At 58.9% G+C, this 21,651-nt stretch carries 19 protein-coding genes; 5 read left to right on the top strand and 14 right to left on the bottom strand.

Annotated features, from left to right (window positions below; all coding sequences use genetic code 11):
- The first annotated feature begins 436 nt into the window (after positions 1 to 436).
- The 3 genes from L6D82_RS25210 to L6D82_RS25200 all read left to right on the top strand — a co-directional run bounded on the left by L6D82_RS25210 (position 437) and on the right by L6D82_RS25200 (position 3,905).
- Positions 437 to 1,177 (top strand): winged helix-turn-helix domain-containing protein, encoded by a 741-nt coding sequence (locus L6D82_RS25210; protein WP_236191876.1) that lies wholly within the window; start codon positions 437 to 439, stop codon positions 1,175 to 1,177.
- Between the two features lie 291 nt (positions 1,178 to 1,468).
- A complete protein-coding gene (locus L6D82_RS25205; RefSeq protein WP_129973245.1) occupies positions 1,469 to 2,128 on the top strand; it encodes a winged helix-turn-helix domain-containing protein in 660 nt (219 codons plus the stop codon).
- 382 nt (positions 2,129 to 2,510) lie between these two features.
- Positions 2,511 to 3,905, top strand: a complete 1,395-nt coding sequence (locus tag L6D82_RS25200; RefSeq protein WP_074689221.1) for an undecaprenyl-phosphate glucose phosphotransferase — start codon at positions 2,511 to 2,513, stop codon at positions 3,903 to 3,905.
- 363 nt (positions 3,906 to 4,268) lie between these two features.
- Here L6D82_RS25200 and L6D82_RS25195 read toward each other — a convergent pair whose 3' ends face one another.
- The 6 genes from L6D82_RS25195 to galE all read right to left on the bottom strand — a co-directional run bounded on the left by L6D82_RS25195 (position 4,269) and on the right by galE (position 10,468).
- Positions 4,269 to 6,347, bottom strand: coding sequence for a YjbH domain-containing protein (locus L6D82_RS25195; protein WP_236191875.1), 2,079 nt, complete (start codon positions 6,345 to 6,347; stop codon positions 4,269 to 4,271).
- Positions 6,344 to 7,108: a capsule biosynthesis GfcC family protein gene (locus tag L6D82_RS25190; protein ID WP_371855520.1), complete on the bottom strand. Its 765-nt coding sequence runs from the start codon at positions 7,106 to 7,108 to the stop codon at positions 6,344 to 6,346. The genes L6D82_RS25195 and L6D82_RS25190 overlap by 4 nt, the downstream gene beginning before the upstream one ends.
- Complete coding sequence (locus L6D82_RS25185; protein WP_129973242.1) at positions 7,105 to 7,770, bottom strand: YjbF family lipoprotein; 666 nt, start codon at positions 7,768 to 7,770, stop codon at positions 7,105 to 7,107. Before L6D82_RS25185 ends, L6D82_RS25190 begins: the two co-directional genes overlap by 4 nt.
- Before the next feature lie 11 nt (positions 7,771 to 7,781).
- Complete coding sequence (locus L6D82_RS25180) at positions 7,782 to 8,897, bottom strand: polysaccharide biosynthesis/export family protein (protein ID WP_172829496.1); 1,116 nt, start codon at positions 8,895 to 8,897, stop codon at positions 7,782 to 7,784.
- Positions 8,898 to 8,987: 90 nt separating this feature from the next.
- Positions 8,988 to 9,224 (bottom strand): hypothetical protein, encoded by a 237-nt coding sequence (locus L6D82_RS25175; protein WP_003226528.1) that lies wholly within the window; start codon positions 9,222 to 9,224, stop codon positions 8,988 to 8,990.
- Between the two features lie 227 nt (positions 9,225 to 9,451).
- A complete protein-coding gene (gene galE / locus L6D82_RS25170; protein ID WP_039772766.1) occupies positions 9,452 to 10,468 on the bottom strand; it encodes a UDP-glucose 4-epimerase GalE in 1,017 nt (338 codons plus the stop codon).
- Between the two features lie 380 nt (positions 10,469 to 10,848).
- Here galE and galU point away from each other — a divergent pair, with 380 nt between their 5' ends.
- Positions 10,849 to 11,682: a UTP--glucose-1-phosphate uridylyltransferase GalU gene (galU, locus tag L6D82_RS25165; protein WP_085613139.1), complete on the top strand. Its 834-nt coding sequence runs from the start codon at positions 10,849 to 10,851 to the stop codon at positions 11,680 to 11,682.
- 47 nt (positions 11,683 to 11,729) lie between these two features.
- Positions 11,730 to 12,137 carry a phosphohexomutase domain-containing protein gene (locus tag L6D82_RS25160; RefSeq protein ID WP_085748361.1) on the top strand — a complete coding sequence of 136 codons (408 nt, stop codon included), beginning with the start codon at positions 11,730 to 11,732 and terminating at the stop codon, positions 12,135 to 12,137.
- A gap of 3 nt (positions 12,138 to 12,140) precedes the next feature.
- On the opposite strand, the gene L6D82_RS25155 is transcribed toward L6D82_RS25160, so the two are convergent.
- From L6D82_RS25155 to L6D82_RS25120, 8 genes are read right to left on the bottom strand one after another with little or no spacing between them, the layout of a single operon-like run.
- Positions 12,141 to 13,289: an SGNH/GDSL hydrolase family protein gene (locus L6D82_RS25155; RefSeq protein WP_236191874.1), complete on the bottom strand. Its 1,149-nt coding sequence runs from the start codon at positions 13,287 to 13,289 to the stop codon at positions 12,141 to 12,143.
- A 12-nt stretch (positions 13,290 to 13,301) separates the two neighbouring features.
- Positions 13,302 to 14,345: an acyltransferase family protein gene (locus L6D82_RS25150; protein ID WP_236191873.1), complete on the bottom strand. Its 1,044-nt coding sequence runs from the start codon at positions 14,343 to 14,345 to the stop codon at positions 13,302 to 13,304.
- 12 nt (positions 14,346 to 14,357) lie between these two features.
- A complete protein-coding gene (locus tag L6D82_RS25145) occupies positions 14,358 to 15,461 on the bottom strand; it encodes a hypothetical protein (RefSeq protein ID WP_011335164.1) in 1,104 nt (367 codons plus the stop codon).
- On the bottom strand, positions 15,452 to 16,684 hold the full coding sequence (locus L6D82_RS25140) for an MATE family efflux transporter (protein ID WP_236191872.1): 1,233 nt from the start codon (positions 16,682 to 16,684) through the stop codon (positions 15,452 to 15,454). Before L6D82_RS25140 ends, L6D82_RS25145 begins: the two co-directional genes overlap by 10 nt.
- Complete coding sequence (locus L6D82_RS25135) at positions 16,681 to 17,793, bottom strand: polysaccharide pyruvyl transferase family protein (protein WP_236191871.1); 1,113 nt, start codon at positions 17,791 to 17,793, stop codon at positions 16,681 to 16,683. The genes L6D82_RS25140 and L6D82_RS25135 overlap by 4 nt, the downstream gene beginning before the upstream one ends.
- A gap of 14 nt (positions 17,794 to 17,807) precedes the next feature.
- Entirely contained in the window at positions 17,808 to 18,884 is a 1,077-nt protein-coding gene (locus L6D82_RS25130) for a glycosyltransferase (protein WP_236191870.1), read from the bottom strand.
- A gap of 41 nt (positions 18,885 to 18,925) precedes the next feature.
- A complete protein-coding gene (locus tag L6D82_RS25125) occupies positions 18,926 to 21,148 on the bottom strand; it encodes a polysaccharide biosynthesis tyrosine autokinase (protein ID WP_236191869.1) in 2,223 nt (740 codons plus the stop codon).
- Between the two features lie 38 nt (positions 21,149 to 21,186).
- On the bottom strand, positions 21,187 to 21,627 hold the full coding sequence (locus tag L6D82_RS25120; protein ID WP_102718175.1) for a low molecular weight protein-tyrosine-phosphatase: 441 nt from the start codon (positions 21,625 to 21,627) through the stop codon (positions 21,187 to 21,189).
- Positions 21,628 to 21,651: the final 24 nt, after the last annotated feature.

Raw genomic sequence — 21,651 nt, 5'->3', positions numbered from 1 at the left:
AACAATTGGCAGATGCACACCCATTGCCCGACTCGGGGACGGAGAATATGTCTTATCAAAAGCCACACTCAAGGCATGTTAATAAACGTCCGTGTGTGAACTTGTCGACGTTATAGCCAAAAGACAGGCCTGCCCATAAAATGTGACCCACCTCACACTGCTCTGATACGTATGCAGTTGAGTGATGGCCAAGGGACATAAAAACAGCTCGCGATAATTACAAAATAGTGGCACCATTCCATATTGCCACCATCTAACGGCCTCAATTCCGTTAGTTCACAGCCCCGAAAAAATCAACTAAAAGCTTGAATCGCTTAATTATTGTTAGAAAACTCGGGAGCCACGTCTAAAATTCGTCCAAATGTTACCAATTGTCAGTCACAGATGAGAACCGGTGCTTTAACATCCCGATGTCAGCACCTTTTCGAGTCAATGCATGATGCTCACAGGTAACTTAGCGACTAGAAGCCCGCGCCGCACAAGCGACGAACCAGGTGTTCTCACCCTGGGTCGTACCCGTGGCGTGGCTGAACACTTTAGCGCGCTAATCGCGAAGCATGTGCAGAGCGGTGTGGCTGTTGAAGCCGACGCCTACATTAGTTCATATCAGCACAACGAATATCACGGCCTGTATCGGGCGATCTTCATTATCATCGACAGCCCTCAGGCACTCGAAGATAACCTTGCGCTGGTGGAAAACCTGCGCAACGACAACTTGAAGCCGATTATTTGTGCAGTGATCACAGGTCGCGGCGCCCACAACAAGATCAAGTACTTTCTGGCCGGTGCCGACTTCTGTATCAAACTCAATACCTTGTCCGATGAAAGCGGCGAACTGCTGGGGGAGTTCTTCGACAGCGAAGAATGGCAACGCGATATCAATCTGGTGCTGGACCCCACCCGCATCTGCCTCTCGGACACCAGCAAGAAACTGGATATCTCCTTTGCCGAAATGAAGATCCTGCAAGCCTTTGCGCAGACCGGCAATCACATTCTCAGCCACGATGAAATCGCCAGTATCATGGGGCTGAACACCCAATTCTACGACCCTCGGGCGCTGGAAAAATCCATCAGCCGCTTGCGTGGGAAAATCAAGGACGTGTACGGTACGAACGCCATACAGAGCATTCGCGGGTATGGCTATCGTCTGATGAGGGGGTTGATCTCAACTCCTTGATTCAGGGAAAACACTCTTTTGCAGCATACGAGGGAACGTCTGATGCAACGCTTCAAACATCCGCTTTCTCATAGTTTTAACCGCGTCACATATCTAATAAAAAGCTGTCAATTGCATGAGCGCTGCAACACTTAAACATAACAATAAACCATTACTCTAACGCAGACCGAGTGGAACTTATCGAGGCCATCTTTGGGCCCAGACCCTGCCTGATCGATTAATTCCGAGGAAAACATTGCTCGCCTGCCATTATTTTTTCGCCAAATTTGGTGTGTACTTTAGGAGAGAGACATGGAAACCAGCACGACCCTCCCAAGAAAATACTTTGTTGTCGTGACTAACAGCTCAGCGTCGCAACGCGAACTCGAGAGCATTCTCTCCAGTGAGCGTTTCAATTCGTTTGGCACGTCTCAGGCACAAATGTTTATTGAAGGTGTTGCTTCGCCCTCTTCCACTCCGATGCTGATGGAGTTCACTTACCCACGCGGCACAAGGAAGCATGTCGCACCCAGCATTGAACATGATACCCAGCGCATATTGGCCACCCTCGAATCGGAATGGCTGGCAGCACAATCGGCGCATTCATTTCACAATTCCACGGCCATGTCCGAAAACCCTACTGACACTTCCCGAACGATCGAATCCGACGCGCCCTGCACCGAAGCCTGGCATCTGGACAATGATCAGGGTGCATTGACGAAAGAAGGCGTCGAGATCAGTCTCACCGGGCTTGAAACCGCACTGGTGCGCAAGATGCTGCACCATGAAGATCGTGTTGTCAGTCGCGACGATCTGATCCTCAGCATCGGCCGCGAGCCGGAGCAATACCGGGGACTGGAAATGTGCCTGAGCCGTCTTCAAGACAAATTCAAGAACGCCAGCAACGGTGAACGATTGTTTCGTGCCGTGCGCAATCGCGGTTATTGCCTGATCCAGGAAGTTGTTGCCTAAACAACATCCCTCACTACAAGACAAACAGATACAAGTGCGATTACAAAAATAAAAAAGCACTCTGTTTGGTTTCACCCCTCCCTGGTTATACCCGCCTCCTGACCCCACCTACGATAGCAAACACAATATTGATTATTCACCCCCTGCCTTTCGACCTTTTCTAACGTTTGAATATTGTAAATTTAAATAAGTTGGCACTGTGCCATCTTGTTAGAACTCGTCAGACAGCATCCCCGGCAATAACTTAGTCTATTGACTGACGACAGTTCCGCATTCCGGCGTTGTTACCTCAGGACACTGACTCAAACAACAATAACAAGTCTGCTTAACAACTCGGTTTTCTACTGTCGAAACCTGAACGGACGTCTTTTGGGGATATCGTATGGATCTTTCTCTTCGTATCAATCGAAACACCGGCCTCAAGGGACTGACCTTTTGGGGCCAATGGGCGCTGGCACAGAGTTTCATTGTTTCCCTGTTGTTCATACTGGCCGAACAGCACACTGGCACCGTCGAGTTCTACTATCGGATGTGCACGATCCTGGCGGTACTGGCCTCGGTGCCGGCTTATACCTTCAGCGGCGCGTATCGAAAGCGAGACAATTATTTGACCGGGCTGGGTCGACTGTTCATGGGCTGGTTCATGACCATGGCCGGGCTGGCGTTCATCGCCTTCATCTGCAAGGCCGATGCGCTGTTCTCTCGCCAGGTCATCCTTGAGTGGGCGGTATACGGTTTCCTCGGTCAGGCGCTGCTGTACGCACCGCTGCATGCGTTCTCGAAGTTCTACCAGCGGTCGCGCAAAAGCGAACACAAGACCCTGATCGTCGGCACCGGCGAACTGGCGTTGGGTCTGGCGAAGAAGTTGAGCCAGCACGAAAACCTGCCGCTGGTTGGCCTGGTCAGCAACGGCGATACCCCGTCGCTGGAAGCGGACGCCCCGCGCGTTGTCGGCGCCCAGGACGAACTGCTCGAGCTGATCCAGACCCACGACATCCGCCGCTTGTACATCACCCTGCCGCTGTCGGAAGCAGCCAAGATCGAGGCGATGTATGTGGACTTGCTGGATGCCAACGTTGACGTGGTCTGGGTGCCGGATCTGAATAGCCTGACGCTGCTTAATCACTCGGTGAAAGTCGTGGATGGCCTGCCGGCGATCTACCTCAACGAAAGCCCGTTGACCAGCCGCCCGACCGCAGCGCTGAGCAAAAGCCTGGTGGAAAAAGCAGTCGCCCTGCTGGCCATCATCCTGTTGAGCCCGGTGCTGCTGGCCGTGGCCCTGGCGGTGAAACTCAACTCGCCGGGCCCGGTGTTCTTCAAGCAGGATCGCCATGGCTGGAACGGCAAGGTGATCAAGGTCTGGAAATTTCGCTCGATGCGCGTTCACGATGACCGTGACGTCAAGCAGGCCAGCCGCAACGATTCGCGCATTACCGCGGTCGGTCGCTTCATCCGTCGCACTTCGCTGGATGAGCTGCCGCAACTGTTCAACGTGCTGCAAGGGCACATGGCACTGGTCGGCCCACGTCCGCACGCCGTGGCGCACAACAACTACTACTCGGGCAAGATCCTCGCCTACATGGCCCGCCACCGAATCAAACCGGGCATCACTGGCCTGGCGCAGATCAGCGGTTGCCGGGGCGAGACAGACACCCTCGACAAAATGGAAAAGCGTGTCGAGATCGACCTGAAGTACATCAACAACTGGTCGCTGTGGCTGGATCTGAAAATTCTGGTGAAGACGCCGTTCACCCTGTTGTCGAAGGATATTTACTGAGAAGCAGGGCTTGAGAAGGCAACACCGCAAGGGGACGAAAGTCCCCTTTTTTGTGGGCGGGATTTGGGGGTTGGCGGAGGGCTCTGCGGCCAAGGAGAGTCTGATGTTTTGATGTCGGCTGAACAGACGCCATCGCGGGCAAGCCCGCTCCCACAGGGATTAGGGAAATGCTGAAGATTGCGACCTCACCCACTAACCTGTGGGAGCGGGCTTGCCCGCGAAGGCGCCGGTTCATTCAACATCAGGTTTGAACCTGGAATACACCGACTCCCACCGCAATCATGGCTGGATCAAGATCCCCCTTCACCACAAACAAAAACGGGAGCCATCGGGCTCCCGCTTTTTCTTCCCGCTCTTCGGAACCTACTCAGTAATCTTCCCGAAGTTGCGGTAGAACATGTCCCCTTCCCGACTATCCGTCATGGAGTGCAGCTGGAAGCTGCGATTAAGCCGCGCGCCACCGTCACGGGTCAGCGGAGCCCACACCAGGTTGGCGCGGCGCATGGTAGACATGCTCATCATTTCGTCGAACGGGATCGACAGGTACAGCCCCTTGTCGAAACTACCCTCGCCATACTCGGCGCTGCCGGCGGTGGTGATCGTCGCCCAGGCGCCAAAGCGCACGCCGTTGAAGAACTCGCGGGAGATATCCACCGTGCCGCCAAAGTCGCCCGCCAGGTAACGCCCGACGCTGACCGCGGCCAACGTGTCGAACGGCAGGTCGGTGTAGCCGGTGATGTGGCCGGTCCAGACTGAGTAATCCTGCAGGCCGAAACCCTGGTCGAATTCACGCTGCCGCACATAGTTCAGGTCCGCACCGATCGACCAGCGCTTGCCGGTCGGACGAAACAGCACCTCGCCCCCGACCCCGGCGAACATCGACTCCAGATAACCGCCGTAGACCATGCCGTACAAATCCTTGTCCAGTTGTTCGGCGTGGCTGACCTGAAACAGCGGCATGGTGGTGTCCGACGTGGTCAGGTACTGACGCAAGTCGGTGCGCACGCGCGGCAGGCCGCTGGGGGCGTCGTAGGTGAACTTGTCGAAGTTGTTGATCAGGTTCTGACTCAGCAGACCGTTCCACCAGGTGTTGCGGTTGAAGCGGTACTCGGCGTCCAGATCCGCCGTGAACTGATAGAGCAAACCATCGGGGCCGCCGACGTTCTGTTTGAAGCCCAGGCCGACGCCGTAATTGAAGTGCTGCGGCGCTTCGGTGTAGAGGGTTTTCTCGTTGCGCGGCATCGCCGGGTTGATCTCGGTGGTGCGGTGCAGCGACTCCAGCGGTTCCTCGTTGTTGAGCACTTCGCGGAAGGTCTGCCGGGGCACGCTGGTTTCTTCCAGCGGCAGGTCGTAGCGTTTGTTGACCACAGTGAACCAGTCGATGTCGTCGTTGACGCTGTTGTCGAGAATCCGGCTCGCGCGGCCGACAGCCTTGGGCGAATGGAAATAGCGCTGCTGCTCGCCGTACACGATCAGTTCGGAGTCGCGCTGAGTGATGCGCTCGACCTTGTAGCCGGCGTTCTGCTGCAAACGCCGGGATACGTCGACCCAGTTGACCTCCTCCATCGTCGTGCTCGGCGCCTTCGCCGGCAGCGGTTCAGCCGGTGGGTCGAAGGTCTTGGCCGGGGCCTTGCGGCTGACGAAATTGGTGTGGAACGTGACGCCGAACATGGCCGTGTTGCCGCGCTCCCAGGCCGCGCTCACATCGACGGAATCGGTCACCTTGAACACCGCGCCGAGGTTGATCGGTGAGTCCTGCTTGATGATGTTGTCTTTGGGCTCGTGCTTGTAGTCGTTGCCTTCGTATTCGAGTTTCAGGCTGAGGCGGTCCCAGGGCGTCTGGTAACTCACGCCGCCGAAAAACGATGGCTTGCCGCGAAAGTACGAGCCGGCGTTGACGTCACCGGTGCCTTCCAGGTCCGGGCGGGTGTTGAAGCGGTCACTGATCGAACCCAACGGGTTGTCGACATCGCCGCGATTACCGATGTAACCCCACGCGATGCCGGCACTGAAATCGAAATTGTCATAGCGCTTGTTGGCGACGAAGAATTCACTGGCAAACAAACCGGTACCGCCGATGTCTCGAAAGCCCAGCGCCACTTCCGGCGCCCAGTGGCTTTCCTGCCACAGCCGGACTTTGGCGTCGACCGCCTTGTCCTTATAGCTCTGGCTGCCGCTCAGCGCTTCGGAACCGTAAGGACGGTTGGTGATGGCGGTGTAGCGAAACGAACCTTCCAGCCAGTCGAGCGGCTGCAACGAAACGCTATATCGGCTGTAAGGTTCGGTGCGGTTGGCGTTGACGCTCAACTCACCGGCGGGCGACATGCGCGCGGTCGGGGTCTGCAACAGACCGACGCCGCCGAAGTCATTCTGGGTAATCCGTGGCTCGGCATGCACCAGGCCACACGGCAATAACAACACAGCTGCAAAACGCAAATTCAACGAACCACCTCAGCCAACTGCGTGGCAATCAATTCGGCCAACTGCTGATTCAGTTCAGGGACAGGCGGATCCAGATCATCGTTTTTCACCGGCACCAGAATCTTGCTGCCGGCCACGGGCATCTGCCCGCTCTCGCGGTTCCAGTGGGCGATGCCGACCCGCCGCGATTCGCCGTTGGGCTGGATCAGCCACAGATAATCGGCATCGGCATCCGCCGTCAGCAACGTGCAGCCCTGCAGGTATTCGCGGGCCTCCTGCAACGGCTGATAAGGCAAGCGGCACGGCTCGGCGACGGCGCCCAGCACTTCGACTTCGTCGACCCGTTTCGGGTAGATCAGTTGATCGCCATCGTCGAGACGGATGTTGCGGGCGAAGCCGACTTCCACCGCCACCGGATCGAGATCGGCGATCTGCCGCCCGGTCACCGGCATCTGCCGGACCTGCTCGGCCAGGCGCTGTGCCAGCGCCGCTCGACTCGGCTTGTCGAACAACATGGCCATGCGCTGCAGCACATCCAGATCGAACAGCACACCGACCTTGAGCCGCGTCTGTTCCTCCAGCAGCGACTGACGCAACAGGACGCCCGCCAGCCAGTAGCCTTCGGCATTCGGCACGGCCTCGCCGATCACGTCGCGCAAGCGTCCGCCCGCCGGCAATTCGATCGGGCCCGGGTTGGCGACATCACCGCTGACGATGACCGCCGCCTCGCTGGCACCGGCAAGCAACATCAGGCACGCCGAGAGCGCTCTGAGCCGCTTCACGGGAGATGCCTGCGGTCAGGGGTCAGTTGCACGATCCTGACCCGCAACTGCGACGTCAGTTGCTGTTCACTCTGCACAATGAAACCGTCCACCGGATCGACCCAGTAACGGTTGGTTGCGCGCAGGCCGATGGCCGGCGCGTCAATCTGCTCATCGACGCGCAGCACGGAGTATTCCTTGTCGAGAATGTCGAGGGTTTCCAGGGATTTTCGGGAGAAGCGGCTGTTGACGATGATCCCGACTTCCTGGCCCTTGTAGAGGTCGATCCAGCGGCGACTGGTGTAGCCGTCGGTGATGCGATGCAGGCCCTGTTTGAACGGCGAGTCATCGGACAGACGCGTGCCGTCCAGATCGCCCTCCACGCCCAGGCCGACAGTGCGCATCGCCAGGCCGTCGCGCATCAGCAGCACCTGCTTGCCGGAGGCGACCCAGAACTGCAGGTCCTCGCGCTCGCGCACCAGCGCCAGCACCCCGGAGCCGGACGGTGTGGTCAGTTTGAGTTGGGGATACTTGACCCCGGCCACCTGCTCCGCCGACACATCGAGTTCATCCGGTCCGATGACGGCGGACTTGAGGTTGTTCAACGAAGCGCTCATCAGCGGATTGCAGCCACTGAGCAACACGGCCGCCATCAGGCACACGCCCACTTTCAACGTTTTCACAGTCGGCGGCCTTATTTGCTGTTGTTACTGTATTCGCTCCAGTTCTTCGCAGCGGAAGCCCCGGTCCCGACAATCGATGCCGACGGCACCAACTGGCTGATCAGGCGATTCCAGCGAGTCACGTTGGCAGGCCCGACATAGACCACGTCCTGAGGCCGCACTTCGAAGTGCGAGGCGAGCGCCATGGCGGTCGGCGATTCGGCTTCCAGCTGATAGATTTTCGCCGGCTCGACGTCGAGGTTTTCCACCCCGCGAATCACATACACGGCGTTGCCGTTGGAGGTGGTCTGGCTCAAGCCACCGACCGACCCGAGCACGTCGGACAGGTTCATGGTGGCGGTCTTGAAACTCAGCGCACGGGGCTGGTTGACCTCGCCCATCACGTAGATGCGCTTGTTGTCGTTGTACGGCAGATACAGCTGATCGCCTCCCTTGAGGTAGACGTTCTGCAATTCGGAATCCTGCTGATTGAGGGCGTCGAGATTGAGCGGATAGACCCGCCCGTTGCGCGTCAGCATCAGCCCGGACAAGTCGGCATTGTTGGTATCGACACCGGCCGAACCGAGGGCTTCGACCACGCTCAGCGGGTTGGTCGAAATCGCCTGGGGACCGGCCTTGGTTACAGCGCCCGAGACCACGACTTTCTGGCTGGCGAAACGCAACACCGCGACATCCACTTGCGGCTCGGCAATGAACGCCGAGAGGCGTTGCTCGATGTCCGAACGCAGTTGCTGGATGGTTTTGCCGGCGGCCTGGACTTCCTTGATGTACGGGTAATACAACGTGCCGTCGGAACGCACCAGACGACCGTTGGCATCGATCTGCTGTTGCGCACCCGAAGGGGCGGTCAGCTCAGGGTGATCCCAGACCGTGATGTACAGCACATCGTTGCTGCCGATGCGGTATTCGGCCGGGGTCGCCAACAACTCCGCCGGCACCGACTCACGCTTGTACGTGGCGCGGTTCATGGCGATGAGCTTGGGGGTGATCGGAATGAGCTCGACCCGGCTGCTTTCGCTGGCGCCCTGGCGCGTGATGCTACTGGTGCTCAGGTACTGGCCGGGGGAGAACATGCAACCTTGCAAAGCGATACTTGCCAACAATAAAAGAGAAAAACGACGGGTCATAATGGCACTACGCTATTCAAGGGCGAATCCAAAAACAAAGTCACCCGACTTTCGTCGGGCGACCCTGTACTGCACCAACAGATACTTCAGTTAGTTGTGCGTGCCGGTTGTACCCGTGGTACCGGTGGTACCCGTTGTACCGCCGTTGGCACTTCCACCACTGTTGGACGCCGCGACAGCACTGGCGACCATGGCAGTACTGGCAGCAGGCGCTGTAGAAGCCGCGACACTGCCAGATACGTTGGTCACTGCTGTAAGCGGCGCTTCAGCTGCGGAGGCCCAGTTGCTCAACATCGTCAACAGGGCGATCGCCATCACTTTCTTCATATCAACTCCTTTCTAACATCGCACCTGAACATCGGGTGTTGGTTAGAGGTGGTAGAGTTCAAGTCGCAAAAAGCGCGAACAAGATCCGTTGTTCTTTCACAGTCTTACCCAACTGATAAAAGTCGAACGGCAGGTTTATATCTACGGACTTGCAAAAGGCATTGCCAGTCTAATTTCCCGACGATATCTAACAACCTGACTGAAACTAACATTGCACTAAAACGCCATCATCCCTGATAACCCCGGGGATGATTCGATTGCCAGCGCCAGGTGTCGGTGACCATGTCCTGCAAGTTGCGTGTGGCTTTCCAGCCGAGTTCCTTCGCCGCTTTCGAGGCGTCGGCCCAGCTCTCGGCAATATCCCCGGAACGCCGTGGCATTACCCGGTAAGGCACCGGCTGCCCGCAGGCCTGCTCGAAGGCCCGCAGCACCTGCAACACGCTGTAGCCGTCGCCGGTGCCGAGGTTCCAGGTATGAATGCCGGTACGGTCGGCGATGGTTTGCAGGGCTTTCAGGTGCCCGTCCGCCAGGTCGACGACGTGGATGTAATCACGCACGCCGGTACCGTCGACCGTCGGGTAATCGTCGCCGAAGATCGACAACTCCTTGAGGCTGCCGACCGCCACCTGGCTGATGTAAGGCACCAGATTGTTCGGAATGCCGTTGGGGTCTTCGCCCATCTGGCCGCTGTGATGCGCGCCGATCGGGTTGAAGTAGCGCAGCAGCGCAATGCTCCAGCGCGGTTCGGACTGGCACAGGTCGCGCAGCACGTTCTCGACGATCAGCTTGGACTGGCCGTAGGGATTGGTCGGAGTGCCGGTCGGGAAATCCTCGCGGATCGGCATCTGCGCCGGCTCGCCGTAGACCGTGGCAGACGAGCTGAACACCAGCCGGAACACTCCCGCCGCTGCCATCGCCTGGCACAGCGTGATGCTGCCGCTGACGTTGGTTTCGTAGTATTCGAGCGGCTTGCGCACGCTCTCGCCGACAGCCTTGAGCCCGGCGAAGTGCAGCACGGCATCGATGGCGTGCTGCTGGAAAATCCGGTCCAGCAGGGCCCGGTCACAGACATCCCCGCGAATCATCAGCGCACTTTTGCCGCAAATGGCTTCCACCGCGTGCAAGGCGGCGTCGCTGCTGTTGCAAAGATTATCCAGAACTACAACTTCATAACCTGCTTCAAGTAGTGCAAGTGTGGTGTGCGAGCCGATATAGCCGGCGCCACCCGTTACCAGAATCTTCATAGCGCGGTCCATAAGTGGGAAAAGTGCCAACTCGCGTGTCAAGCACTGTTTGTTTAATGTGTGTCTTGATTCACACAAACAGCGCGACAACAACCAGAAACAAAAACAGTTCAATCACTGGCTATAAATATTTTTACAAGCCAAACTGTATTGCCTGGTACTTATTAGCACTCCCGCGCATTCATCACTATCAACGGATGCCGACTAAAAATAACCAATAACTGCAAAACCGACATCTCATAACATTGTCGTGTTTTACACTCATTGCTATTTGCCACTCATCTCCCGAGTCAGGTATTAAAGTACAGCTTCAATAACTTGCAACCTTTCGTTATTGCAATAAACGATGGCAGTGCGCCATGAATGACCAGGAAACTTTTATGATCCGTAAATGTTTGTTCCCCGCTGCCGGTTATGGCACGCGTTTCTTGCCGGCCACCAAGGCCATGCCCAAGGAAATGCTGCCGATCGTCAACAAGCCGTTGATCGAATACGCCGTTGAAGAAGCACGGGACGCCGGCCTGCAACACATGGCCATCGTCACCGGACGGGGCAAGCGCGCACTGGAAGACCACTTCGACATCAGCTACGAACTCGAACACCAGATTCGCGGCACCGAGAAAGAGAAGTTTCTGGCCGGCACTCGCGAGCTGATCGACACCTGCACCTTCTCCTACACCCGTCAGGTGGAAATGAAAGGCCTCGGCCACGCGATTCTCAGCGGCCGCCCGTTGATCGGTGACGAACCCTTCGCCGTGGTGCTGGCGGACGACCTGTGCCTGAACCTCGAAGGCGACGGCGTACTGACGCAGATGATCGAGCTGTACAGGAAATTCCGCTGCTCGATCGTCGCCATCCAGGAAGTCCCGCGCGACCAGACCCACAAGTACGGAGTGATCGCCGGCGAGGCGATTTCCGAGGGCATCTACCGGGTCAACCACATGGTGGAAAAACCGGCCCCGCAAGACGCACCGTCGAACCTGGCGATCATCGGCCGCTACATCCTCACGCCGGACATCTTCGACCTGATCGCCGACACCGAGCCGGGCAAGGGCGGCGAAATCCAGATCACCGACGCCTTGATGAAACAGGCGCAGAACGGTTGCGTGCTGGCCTACAAGTTCAAGGGTCTGCGCTTCGACTGCGGCGACGCCGAGGGTTACCTGCAGGCGACCAACTTCTGCTACGACAACGTTTACCTGAAGGGCCGCTGAGCGGCCCCCACTGATTCATTGCAGCACGCACATCCAACGAGGCAACCATGAACATTGCACAACATTCCGCAGAGATTGAACGTGAGGTGGACAACCTCGGGGTGATGAGCTGGTTATCCCGCCATCAGCCATTGCCCAGCGCCAATGGCCCGTGGCTGGGCACCCTGCTGCTGGTCGACCGCCTCGGCGTGTTTCCGTCGTCCGGGGACATACGCCGACCGATGCGTGATCCGTATCCCCTGCTCGCCCACCTGAAACGGATCTACGGCGAACAGGCGCTGGAGGTCGATGACCGCGACGGCCTGAAAGTGATTTTCAGCGACTGGCGTTTTCGCGTGCGGATTTGCTGCAACGACCCGGCGATCATCGTCAACGTGGAAACCCGTTGCGTGACGCAGTTGATGCCGCAGAAAACCGCAGAGCTGCTGAGCCATCTGGATCTGTTCGACAACTGACGGCTACTTCGAAGTCTCGCCACAGCTGTCCTGTGGCGAGACTTTTTGTTGCCCGCCCACGACCCAACGATAGAAGTAATCGGCAATCACCCGCCCGCCCGTGGCCGGCACCGGATGAATCTTGTCCGGCCCGATCATGGCCGCTGCGTAGCGTTTGACGTCCGTACCGAACGCGCATTGCAGATTGGCGTAACCCAGACGCTGCTCACGGGCCCAGGGCTCGATGACCTGCGCATAAGCCGACATCGGATAGGCGCTGGAGCGGGTGGTGTCCTGACGCAGGATCAGGTTGATGCTCGCTGCCGGTTGTATCTCGCGGAGCATGCCGACCAGCCCCTGAACATTCTGCAGATACTGCTCAGGCTTTACGCCAAAACCCTGGTCGTTGCCACCGAGCATGATCAGGTAAATGTCTGCGGGGATCTTCGACACCACGGCTTTCCACTGCGCCTGCCAGCGCGCATCGTCGTGATAGAAATCAGCGGACGCCGCGCCGGACGCGGCCAGTTTCGAGACCCGAACCCCGTTTTGATCGTTGCTCAGCCACAGACCGAACAGGGTCGGCGCGCCCTTCACCACTTCCAGTCTGAAAGCCCAATCGGTCGCGGACGACGTGCCGGGAAGCGGGACTTCCTGAACGCCCTCGCCTGCGAGTTTCAACGGCTGCCAGTCGGCGGAAGGTGACCAGCGATAACGCAATTCACTGGACTCACCGTTGCCGAGGTAGAGCAGTTTCGCCTGAGTGACGGCGGTGTTGATGGCAGGCGTCGGGCTGGCGTTGACTTGCAGCCAGGCGCCGGGGCGCCCAGTCACCGTGCGGCTGTCGGGGCTGGCCTGGCCGAGGCCGGAGACCTGCCAGTCGCCGCCGAAGTATTTCTCGCTGCTGCGGGTGTACTTGAAATGCGTGCCGCCCAGCGCTGCACCGTGGTTGAAGCCGACATAACCCGGCCCGGCAAACCCGACCTCCCCGGCCACCCGCTGCACCAGTTTGTTCAGGTAGAAATCCTGCCCGGCGCTGTAGCTGTCGCCGATCACCGAGATCGACAAGACCTTGCCGGCCTTGCCTTCACGCCACTGGCCAAACCGCTCGCGAGCGTCGCCGATCTGCACCACCGACGCCGCCACTGGCGGCACATCATCAACAGCCAGCATGGATCGCTTCCTTCATGGGATCTGCGCCACCGGCGCGATGGTCGCCGCCGGTTTCTTCTTGGTCGCGGCACGTTCGCCTAGGAACAGCACGGAGGTGAAGTTGAACCGGCTGAAAATCATCGACAACACCACCGGCCCGAGCAAGCCACACGTCACGCCGCAGAACACCAGCACGCTTTCGTCTTTCACGCCCAAGCGGCCGAGGATCGAGCGCGACGTAGCGGCGAACAATACGTGAAAGAGGAAAATCGCGTAGGAGTAACCGCCGAGCCAAGTCAGCGCCTTCGAGCGCATGTCACTCGACAGCAACGCAATGCACGACACGCAGCCCACCGCCAGGCCGATCAGGCTGCGGCGGTCGACGATCAGCTCGCGGTCCACCGACGCCACGTACAGCAGCGTCAGCGAGATCAGCACAAACACCAGCGGACCGATCACCTTGAACGTCTGCTTCAGCTCGCTGACTTTCTCCTGGCCGATCATGCCCGCCACGAAGAACGGCAGCAGATAAATCGCCCCGTTGATGCCGAACGCATCCACGGGAAACGGCGGCAACAGGAACACCGCCGCCGAGAAGGCGAACAACAGGTACAGGCGCGTCGGTGTACGCAGCAACCCGCGCCATTCCAGCAGGCCGACGAACATGAAAATGATGAACACCGCCTGCAGAAACCAGAAGTGGTTGATCGGCACGTAGAACGACAACAACGCATCCATCACGCTGACGTCCTTGTTCACGCCCGGCCCCACCGCCTGCAACACCGAGAACGGCACACCCACGCAAAACAGCGGCACGATCAGGCGCCGCACCTTGCCGCTGAAGAACGCGGAAAAGTCATTGCCGCGAATCTTGTAGAGGGAATAGATGTAGCCGGAGATGAAGGTGAACAGCGGCATGCGCACGTACACCATCGAATCGGCGATCACCCGGAACGGCGAGCCGATGTCGATTTTCAAACCACCGCCCAACGGCCCGATCACGTGATAAAGCACCAGCAACAGGCACGCCAGGCCACGCAGGGTTTCGATCTCCAGGGACTTTTTCTTGCTCGACATAAAGCACCCGCCTCAATTCAGAATTCTTGATTCAACCTTCACCGGTTTGTTCGCCCGCAGCATCAACCCCAGGCCCACGAACAGCACCGGCACCACCATCGAAAAGTGCCGGGCGAACGAACCGAAGTCCGGTTCGAACAAGCCTTGAACCAGCAGGAATGCCAGCGGAATCGCGATCAGTTCCTTGGGTTTGGTCTGGATCGGCGCGCCCTTGTAATCGGTCGAGGTGATGACTTTGAACAGCAGCAGCGCGGTCATGATCATCAACGCCACGAAGATCACCTGGCCCGGCCCGGACAGCAGGATCAGCTCTACGGGGAACGACAAGCGGAAGAAAATGATCATCGAGTCCAGGGCCTGCGAGACGAAGTCGCTGCCGCTGAGCCACGACACGATCAGCGATTTGGACCCCTCTTCGCCCGCCGTGCGCAGTTCGTTGTTGCTGGCGCGAATCGACGACACCGGAAAGCCCAGCGCCAACTGGATCGCCATCGCAACCGCCAGGTAGAACAGGAACAGCATCAGAAAGAAAGTCGTGCGCGAGACGTACTTTTTCATCACGCAGACGCCGACCCAGGACAGCGAAAACAGAATCCAGTAGGGCCGGATCAGCACGCCGTAGATCACCGCCGAGAGGAAAAATCCGCCGCGATATTTGCGTGTCAGCGAGCTGAACAGAATGCTCAACACCGCCACCGACACGATGATTTCCTTGGTCAGGTTTTCCAGGAAAAACGAACGCACGATGCCCCACAGGCACAGGGTTCCGAAGATGGTCAGCGGCATGCGCCGGAACACCACCACGGGAATCGCCGTGAGGAAAAAGTTGCAGAACATCCCGTAGGCCCAGGCGTTGGTCAGGTTGATCCCGGTGGGCCGCAGCAGGAACGCCGAACACTCGTAGGACGAGCGATCCGGCGAGAACGGGTTCCAGAAATTGCAGTTGTCGGCCCGCGCATAGGACGACCACAGGGTCATCGCATCCGGGCCCGGATCGCGCGGCACCAGCAGCGGCATCGCCACGGACAGAAACAGCCCGGTGAACAGGATCAGGAACGACAGCGACGAATCGAGACGGCGGCCGCGAAACTCGATGCACGGCAGTTTCAGGCCCATGACACGACAGCCTTTTTCGCGCGCGTGGCACGAGTCAGCAGCGCAATCACGGCGAGCTGCACGATGATCGCGAAGACGTTGCCCCAGGCCGCGCCGTAGATTGAATAATGCTTGATCAGCAGGTAACTGACCGGCACTGAAACCAGCAGACAAATGGCCGCGCTGGCCAGGGACACTCGACTGTTTTTCGAGGCGATCAACCCGCCCCAGACGATGTCACCAATGGCACGCAGGGCGAAGGAGAAAATCAGCACGCCGAGGATGCCGTTGTCCGGACGCGGAACGCTGGTGGCGACGTAATCGAGCACCACGTTGAAGAACAGATAAATCCCCACCGCGACTGCCGCCGACACCGCCAGCGAACGTGCGACCCACTTGTTCACGAACAACTGCCGGACCGTGAACGGTTGCTGATCGGCCTGATAACGCTTGGCGAGCAGCGGAATGCCGACCACCGCCACCACCGCGTAGGACAGCGCCTGCAAGGTGTTGGCCGCCGACCACGCGTACACGTATTTACCGAGGCTGGCGTAGGGTTCGAGGTCGATGATCAGAAAGCGCTCGGCATACTGACTCAGGGCGATCAGGCCAGTGCCGAGGTAAAACGGCAGCCCGGCTTTCCACACTGTGGCGGTGGCTAGCGTCCCCTCTTCCCGCCCGCGATGAACGTTCACCACGATCAGGTAACCGGCGACGATCACCAACACGTTGGCGATGACCCACAGCCACAACACGCTGGCGATTCCGGACACCCAGCCGAGCGCCATTCCGCCCACCGCCAGCAACGCCCAAAGTCCGGTCTTGATGAAAAACAGCAGCGCACCCGCCGTGGCTTTCTGTGCGGAAAACACGAACGAGTTGATCTCGAACGACAGGTGTTCGGTGAGCAGCACCAGCGTCACGCAAGCGATCAGCGCGGTGGTCGCCTCCACCGACTGGAACAGTGAATAAATCACCACCGTCAGCACCGACAACGCCAGGCCCACGGCCAGGTACAGCAGCAGCACCTTGTCCACGACCCGTCGCGAACTGCCGCCCACGCTGATCAGCCGATTGATTTCGGAACTGAAACCGACGCTGTAGAACTTCGACGCGATCAACGACGCCGCGACCACCACGCCGTAAAAACCCAGCGCCTCGTAACCGAGGTAATGGGTAATGGCGAGCACCAGCAAGAACTTCGCGCCCAGTGCCCCGCCCCGCAGCAACAGCCGGAATATCATCGAATGACGCCCTTGATGATGTCGTCCATGGCCACGGTTTTCGCCTCGATCTCGCGGCAGGTGTCGGTCAGGCGTTTGCCGAAATTCGACAGCGCGTCAGGCGCGTAAACCGTGTCGATGATGGTGTCGACATTGATGTCGCCGCCGTTGATGACCCAGTCTTCGACGCCCATGTCCTGATAGGCGCCGAAGCCTTTGCGTTCATAGCTGATGTGATACGCCGGCACACCCGAGAGCAGCGATTCGATCGCGCCGTGCAGGCGCACGGAAATCACCAAGTCCGGTTGATATTTGGCCAGTGTCGCCTTCAATGGCAGCAGGTCTTCGGTGATGCCCAGTTCGCGATAGAACGCGCCGTCATCGTTACCGCGCACGGCACTCTGTACGGCGCAGACCACTTTGCTTTTGTTCTTCAAGCGCTGCAGCAGCAATTTCAGGTTGGCCACGTAGGCGAGTTTCTTTTCCTTGCTCCACGCGGGCGGCTTGCGCAGTACCACGCACACCGTGGCCGGCGTCGAGGCGCAGCGGGTGAACTTGGGTTGCTGAAGGATCTTGCCGGCCAGAGCCTGCACCGCGAGGTCCGGTGCGCGGTAGACATTTTCACAGGCATCGAACAGCGCTGAGGAACGGTTATCGCGCACGAACACCGCATCGGCGCTGGCGTAATGGCCGACGATCTTGTCGCTGTCGCCGTGGAACGGCCCGATGCTTTGCGGCAGGTACACCGACGGCACTTTGCTGAGGATCGCGGTTTCCAGTTGCTTGGCGTGGCCGAGTTTCAGCTTGATGTGCTCGAAGGCACTTTTGGAGCGCATGTAGCCGCCGCCGACGCCGACGATCAGATCGGTTTTCTTCAACAGATCCGCCAGCCCCGCGTAGGACTGATTGAGGAACACCGCTTCTTTGACCCGGCCCAGACCCTTGGCCGCCATCACCGGCGCGTCGAAACGCGGGTGCGGCAGGTATTTGAAAGAGTCCGGATCGGACGCCACGACGCTGATCGCGGTGTCTTCGCCAAAGTTGCGCTGCACCAGCGCAATGGCCAGATCGACCAGCAGACCATCGCCGGAGTTGGAGGCACTGTAGCCATGCAAAATCGTTACGTTCATGAGCGGAGTTCTACTTAATAAGAGGGAGCGGAATACACGTCGTAGGTCTGGCGGATCATCAACGCGGCGCTGAAACGCTCGCGGACGATGCGCCGACCTTCGATGCCGAGGGCCGACAACGCAGGCTTCTGGATTTTCTTCAGGCGCTCGGCCAGCGCCTGGTGGTCACCGGCAGGGAACACGTAACCGGACACACCATGGGTCACCAGTTCGGGCAACGACGTGCAGTCGCTGGCGATCACCGGCAGGCCCAGCGCCATGCCTTCCAGCGGCACCATGGCAAAGCCTTCCCAGCGGCTCGGCACGATCAGCGCATCGGCTTTCTGATACAGCGCGTGCACTTCGGTCGGCGTTACCCACGGCAGGTATTCCACCCCGTCCAGCGGCGGACATTCGACGACGTCCTCGTTCACCGCACTGCCCACCACCGTCAGTTTCAGGTCGCTGCGTTTTGCTTCGCTGTAGGCCTTGAGCAACACGTCGAAGCCTTTCTGGTAGTCGAGGCGACCGACGAACAGCAGATGAATCGGCTCCGGATCAACGATCTTGCGTTTGTCATCCTTGTGATCGATGCCGTTGTAAATCAGCGTCATGCGCTTGCGCTCGATGCCAAACTTCGCGGCCTTGTCCAGTTCGAACTGGCTGACGCAAATGATCTTGTCCGTGACCTTCTGCAGCACGCGCTCGATCCCCGCATAGACTTTCTGCTTGATCGGCGAGCTTTCCATCAGGAACGAAAACGCATGGGGGCAGTAGACGATTTTCGGCTTGCGCCACGGCCGCAGGAGCACGCACACGCAACGGCCGATCACCCCGGAAAAGGTGCTGTGCAGATGCACCACATCGGGTTTTTCCTTGAGCAGGACCCGCGCCAGTTGCCAGGCAAAACGCAGCAGCGACGGCACATTCCGCCCGCTTCGGGCGAAGGTGCGGATCTGCTGTGCATCGATGCCGTGCAGTTCTTTCTTCTGATCGAGCGGGACCAGATACACCAGCTCATAGCGCCCGTCTTCGGGAGCCGCCGAAATCGTGCGGATGACCGTCGCCACCCCGCCTTTGATCGTTTCCGCCACGTGCAGTATTTTTTTCACAACCCACCCACTTTCATGCCTGTAAGGACCGTCGCTGAGATTCAGGACTGGTCGGACGCGTATTCGTAGTTGTAATAGCTGCCGTTGCCGTAATAGCTGGCCGCACGCTTCTCGACGCCGTTGAACACCGCGCCCTTCAACTCGATACCGTTCTGGGCGAAACGACGGATCGTCATTTCGATTTCCTTGGCCGGGTTCACCCCGAACCGCGCGACGATCAGGCTGATGCCGGCTTCGCGACCGACAATCGCCGCATCGGTCACGGCCAGCAGCGGTGGCGTGTCGATGATCACCACGTCATAGCGCTCGCTGAGTTGCGCCAGCAGTTCGCGGAAATTGGCGTGCATCAACAGTTCGGAAGGGTTGGGCGGAACCTGGCCACGGCTGATGAAGTGCAGGTTGTCGACCTCGACCTTGTTGATCGCCTGATCGAGGGTGCAGCGCTTGACCAGCAGATCCGACAAGCCGTTGGTGATCGGCGTGTTCAGCGTCTTGTGCAGATGCCCCTTGCGCATGTCGGCGTCGATCAGCACCACGCGCTGCCCGCTTTGCGCCATGACCGCCGCCAGGTTGGAAGAGACGAAGGTCTTGCCGACCTGCGGGCTCGGGCCGGAAATCATGATGCGGTTGTTGGTCGAATCCAGCGCCGCGAAGTGCAGGCAGGTGCGCAGGCTGCGGATCGACTCGATGGACAGGTCCGTCGGGTTGCGCAGGGCCAGCAGATACGCCGGCGTGTCCGCCGCGACTTTGGCCCGGACTTTTTTGCTGTCCTCTTCCTGTTGCAGGGCGCTGTAGGGGATCGACGCGTAGACCGGCAAGCCGAGCTGCTCGATGCCTTCCGGCCCTTCCAGGCCCTTGCTCAGGGATTTGCGCAACAGCACCAGCGCCACGCCGACGAAGGCGCCGAGGAAGGTGGCGATCAACACGATCAGGGCTTTTTTCGGTTTGACCGGGCTGGTCAGGTCGACGTCCGCCGTATCCACCAGGCGCACGTTACCCACGGCACCGGCGCGAATGATGTCCAGCTCCTGGGATTTGTTGAGCAACTGGGTGTAGATCTGCGAAGCGACTTCGACATCGCGGGTCAGGTTGAGCAGTTCCTGCTGCGTGGCCGGCAGGTCCTGCACCTTGCCTTCCAGCGAACGCTGCTGCTGGGTCAATTCACCGATCTGGGTCATCAGCGCGCGGTAGGCCGGGTGCTGTTTGGTGAACTTGCGATCCATCTCCGCCTGTTGCAGTTTCAGCTCGGAAATCCGCGTTTCGAGCGCCACGGACTGGCCGAGCACCGATTGGGTTTCCAGCGAGATGTTCACGGTCTTGCCGTGGGTCTGGTAGGCGTTGAGCGCATCGCTGGCCTTGGCCAGATCGCGTTTGACCTGCGGCAACTGGCTTTGCAGGAAGGCCAGGCTCTGCGCCGCTTCGGCCGAAGTGCGGCGCACGTTCTGATCGACGTACAGCGAAGCGATCTTGTTGAGGATCTTCACCGCTTCGGCGGCGTCGCTGCTGGCCAGGGCCAGGCGGATGATGCCCGACTCCTTGCCTTGCTCGGAGATGTCCAGCGCGTCCTGATAACCCTGGATGGTCACGATGCGCGGGTAGCGCACCACTTCGAAACGTGTCCCGGGGTTGGCCAACAGTTGCGCGACCTGCCCTTCTACGCCGTCCTGCGCGAAGGCTTCGCCCGCCACGCCGTCGACCAGCAGGTTGTCGTTGTCGTCGAGCAGTTGAAAGCGATGTTGTTCGCCGGCAATCAGGGTGAGTTTCTTGCCCAGCAGTTCCTTGGGCAGATTGAGCTTCGCAAACTCCAGGCGTTCACCGCCCCAGGCGTAGCTGCTCAGGCCGAAACGCGGCGGCGCGACGCTGAGTTCGCTCTCGCCGCGATAGCGCCGGGAAAGAAAGCCGCCGATCAGCGGAAAGGTGTTGGGGGTAACGTCGATGTCCAGGCGCAGATCGTCGACCGTCTTGCCGATCACCGCGCGGGATTTGATGATGCCGATTTCGGTCACCGACGGCGATTGCCCGCCGAGCATGCTGTTGAGGTCGGAAAAACCGAGCATGTCGTTCTTTTTCGGTTCGACCTGTACCAGCGCGTTGGCCAGATACACCGGCGTGGCCAAGATCGCATAGGCCACACCGGTCATCATGAACGCGCCGGTGAACGCACCGATCAACCACTTCTGATCGATCAGGCTGCCGAAGATGCCGAGAAGATCAATACTGTCTTGATCATTTTCACGGGTGCCGATTACTGACGGTAACTGCATAAGTCTTTCTTACCATTCACTGAACTGAAGAATATTCATCAACGCGCCAGGCGTTGCGCCCATGAGCTAACAGCATCTTCAATCAATGCATGGGCATGAATAAAAGCGGCTTGCCCCTGACGATACGGGTCCTGTATTTCTCGTTCGCTCTGCCACTTGCCCAGCAGAAACACTTTGCCCCTGGCGTGAGAGGCAATCTTCAGTACTTGATTAACATGTTGTTTTTCCATGACCAGAATCAGGTCTGATTCATTGACGATGTCCGCTGTCAGTTGCCGCGCCGTGAACCCTTCGGCACTGTGTCCGCGGTCTTCCAGCACCTGGCGCGCGGTCGACTCCATGCCTTCGCCGACCCGTGCAGACAGGCCTGCGGAGGTCACGCTGATCGCCGAAGGCGTCAGTGCTTTGCGCAACAGAAGTTCCGCTGTCGGACTTCGGCAGATATTGCCTACGCAAACGACAAGAATCTTTTTGAACAAGGTTTACTTTCCCGTGTAATGTCA

Origin of the sequence: Pseudomonas paraglycinae (genome assembly GCF_021601625.1) — a bacterium.
GTDB classification, from domain to species: Bacteria; Pseudomonadota; Gammaproteobacteria; order Pseudomonadales; family Pseudomonadaceae; genus Aquipseudomonas; species Aquipseudomonas paraglycinae.
Note: the sequence above shows the minus strand (reverse complement) of the source record. Positions and strands in the feature narration are given on the sequence as shown.

Coding starts and splice junctions, on each gene's coding strand:
- L6D82_RS25160 (WP_085748361.1), top strand. CDS start 11,730: ATGAACATTGCACAACATTCCGCAGAGATTGAACGTGAGGTGGACAAC.
- galE (WP_039772766.1), bottom strand. CDS start 10,468: ATGAAGATTCTGGTAACGGGTGGCGCCGGCTATATCGGCTCGCACACC.
- L6D82_RS25125 (WP_236191869.1), bottom strand. CDS start 21,148: ATGCAGTTACCGTCAGTAATCGGCACCCGTGAAAATGATCAAGACAGT.
- L6D82_RS25150 (WP_236191873.1), bottom strand. CDS start 14,345: ATGTCGAGCAAGAAAAAGTCCCTGGAGATCGAAACCCTGCGTGGCCTG.
- L6D82_RS25175 (WP_003226528.1), bottom strand. CDS start 9,224: ATGAAGAAAGTGATGGCGATCGCCCTGTTGACGATGTTGAGCAACTGG.
- L6D82_RS25200 (WP_074689221.1), top strand. CDS start 2,511: ATGGATCTTTCTCTTCGTATCAATCGAAACACCGGCCTCAAGGGACTG.
- L6D82_RS25205 (WP_129973245.1), top strand. CDS start 1,469: ATGGAAACCAGCACGACCCTCCCAAGAAAATACTTTGTTGTCGTGACT.
- L6D82_RS25140 (WP_236191872.1), bottom strand. CDS start 16,684: ATGATATTCCGGCTGTTGCTGCGGGGCGGGGCACTGGGCGCGAAGTTC.
- L6D82_RS25210 (WP_236191876.1), top strand. CDS start 437: ATGATGCTCACAGGTAACTTAGCGACTAGAAGCCCGCGCCGCACAAGC.
- L6D82_RS25135 (WP_236191871.1), bottom strand. CDS start 17,793: ATGAACGTAACGATTTTGCATGGCTACAGTGCCTCCAACTCCGGCGAT.
- L6D82_RS25145 (WP_011335164.1), bottom strand. CDS start 15,461: ATGGGCCTGAAACTGCCGTGCATCGAGTTTCGCGGCCGCCGTCTCGAT.
- galU (WP_085613139.1), top strand. CDS start 10,849: ATGATCCGTAAATGTTTGTTCCCCGCTGCCGGTTATGGCACGCGTTTC.
- L6D82_RS25155 (WP_236191874.1), bottom strand. CDS start 13,289: ATGCTGGCTGTTGATGATGTGCCGCCAGTGGCGGCGTCGGTGGTGCAG.
- L6D82_RS25180 (WP_172829496.1), bottom strand. CDS start 8,897: ATGACCCGTCGTTTTTCTCTTTTATTGTTGGCAAGTATCGCTTTGCAA.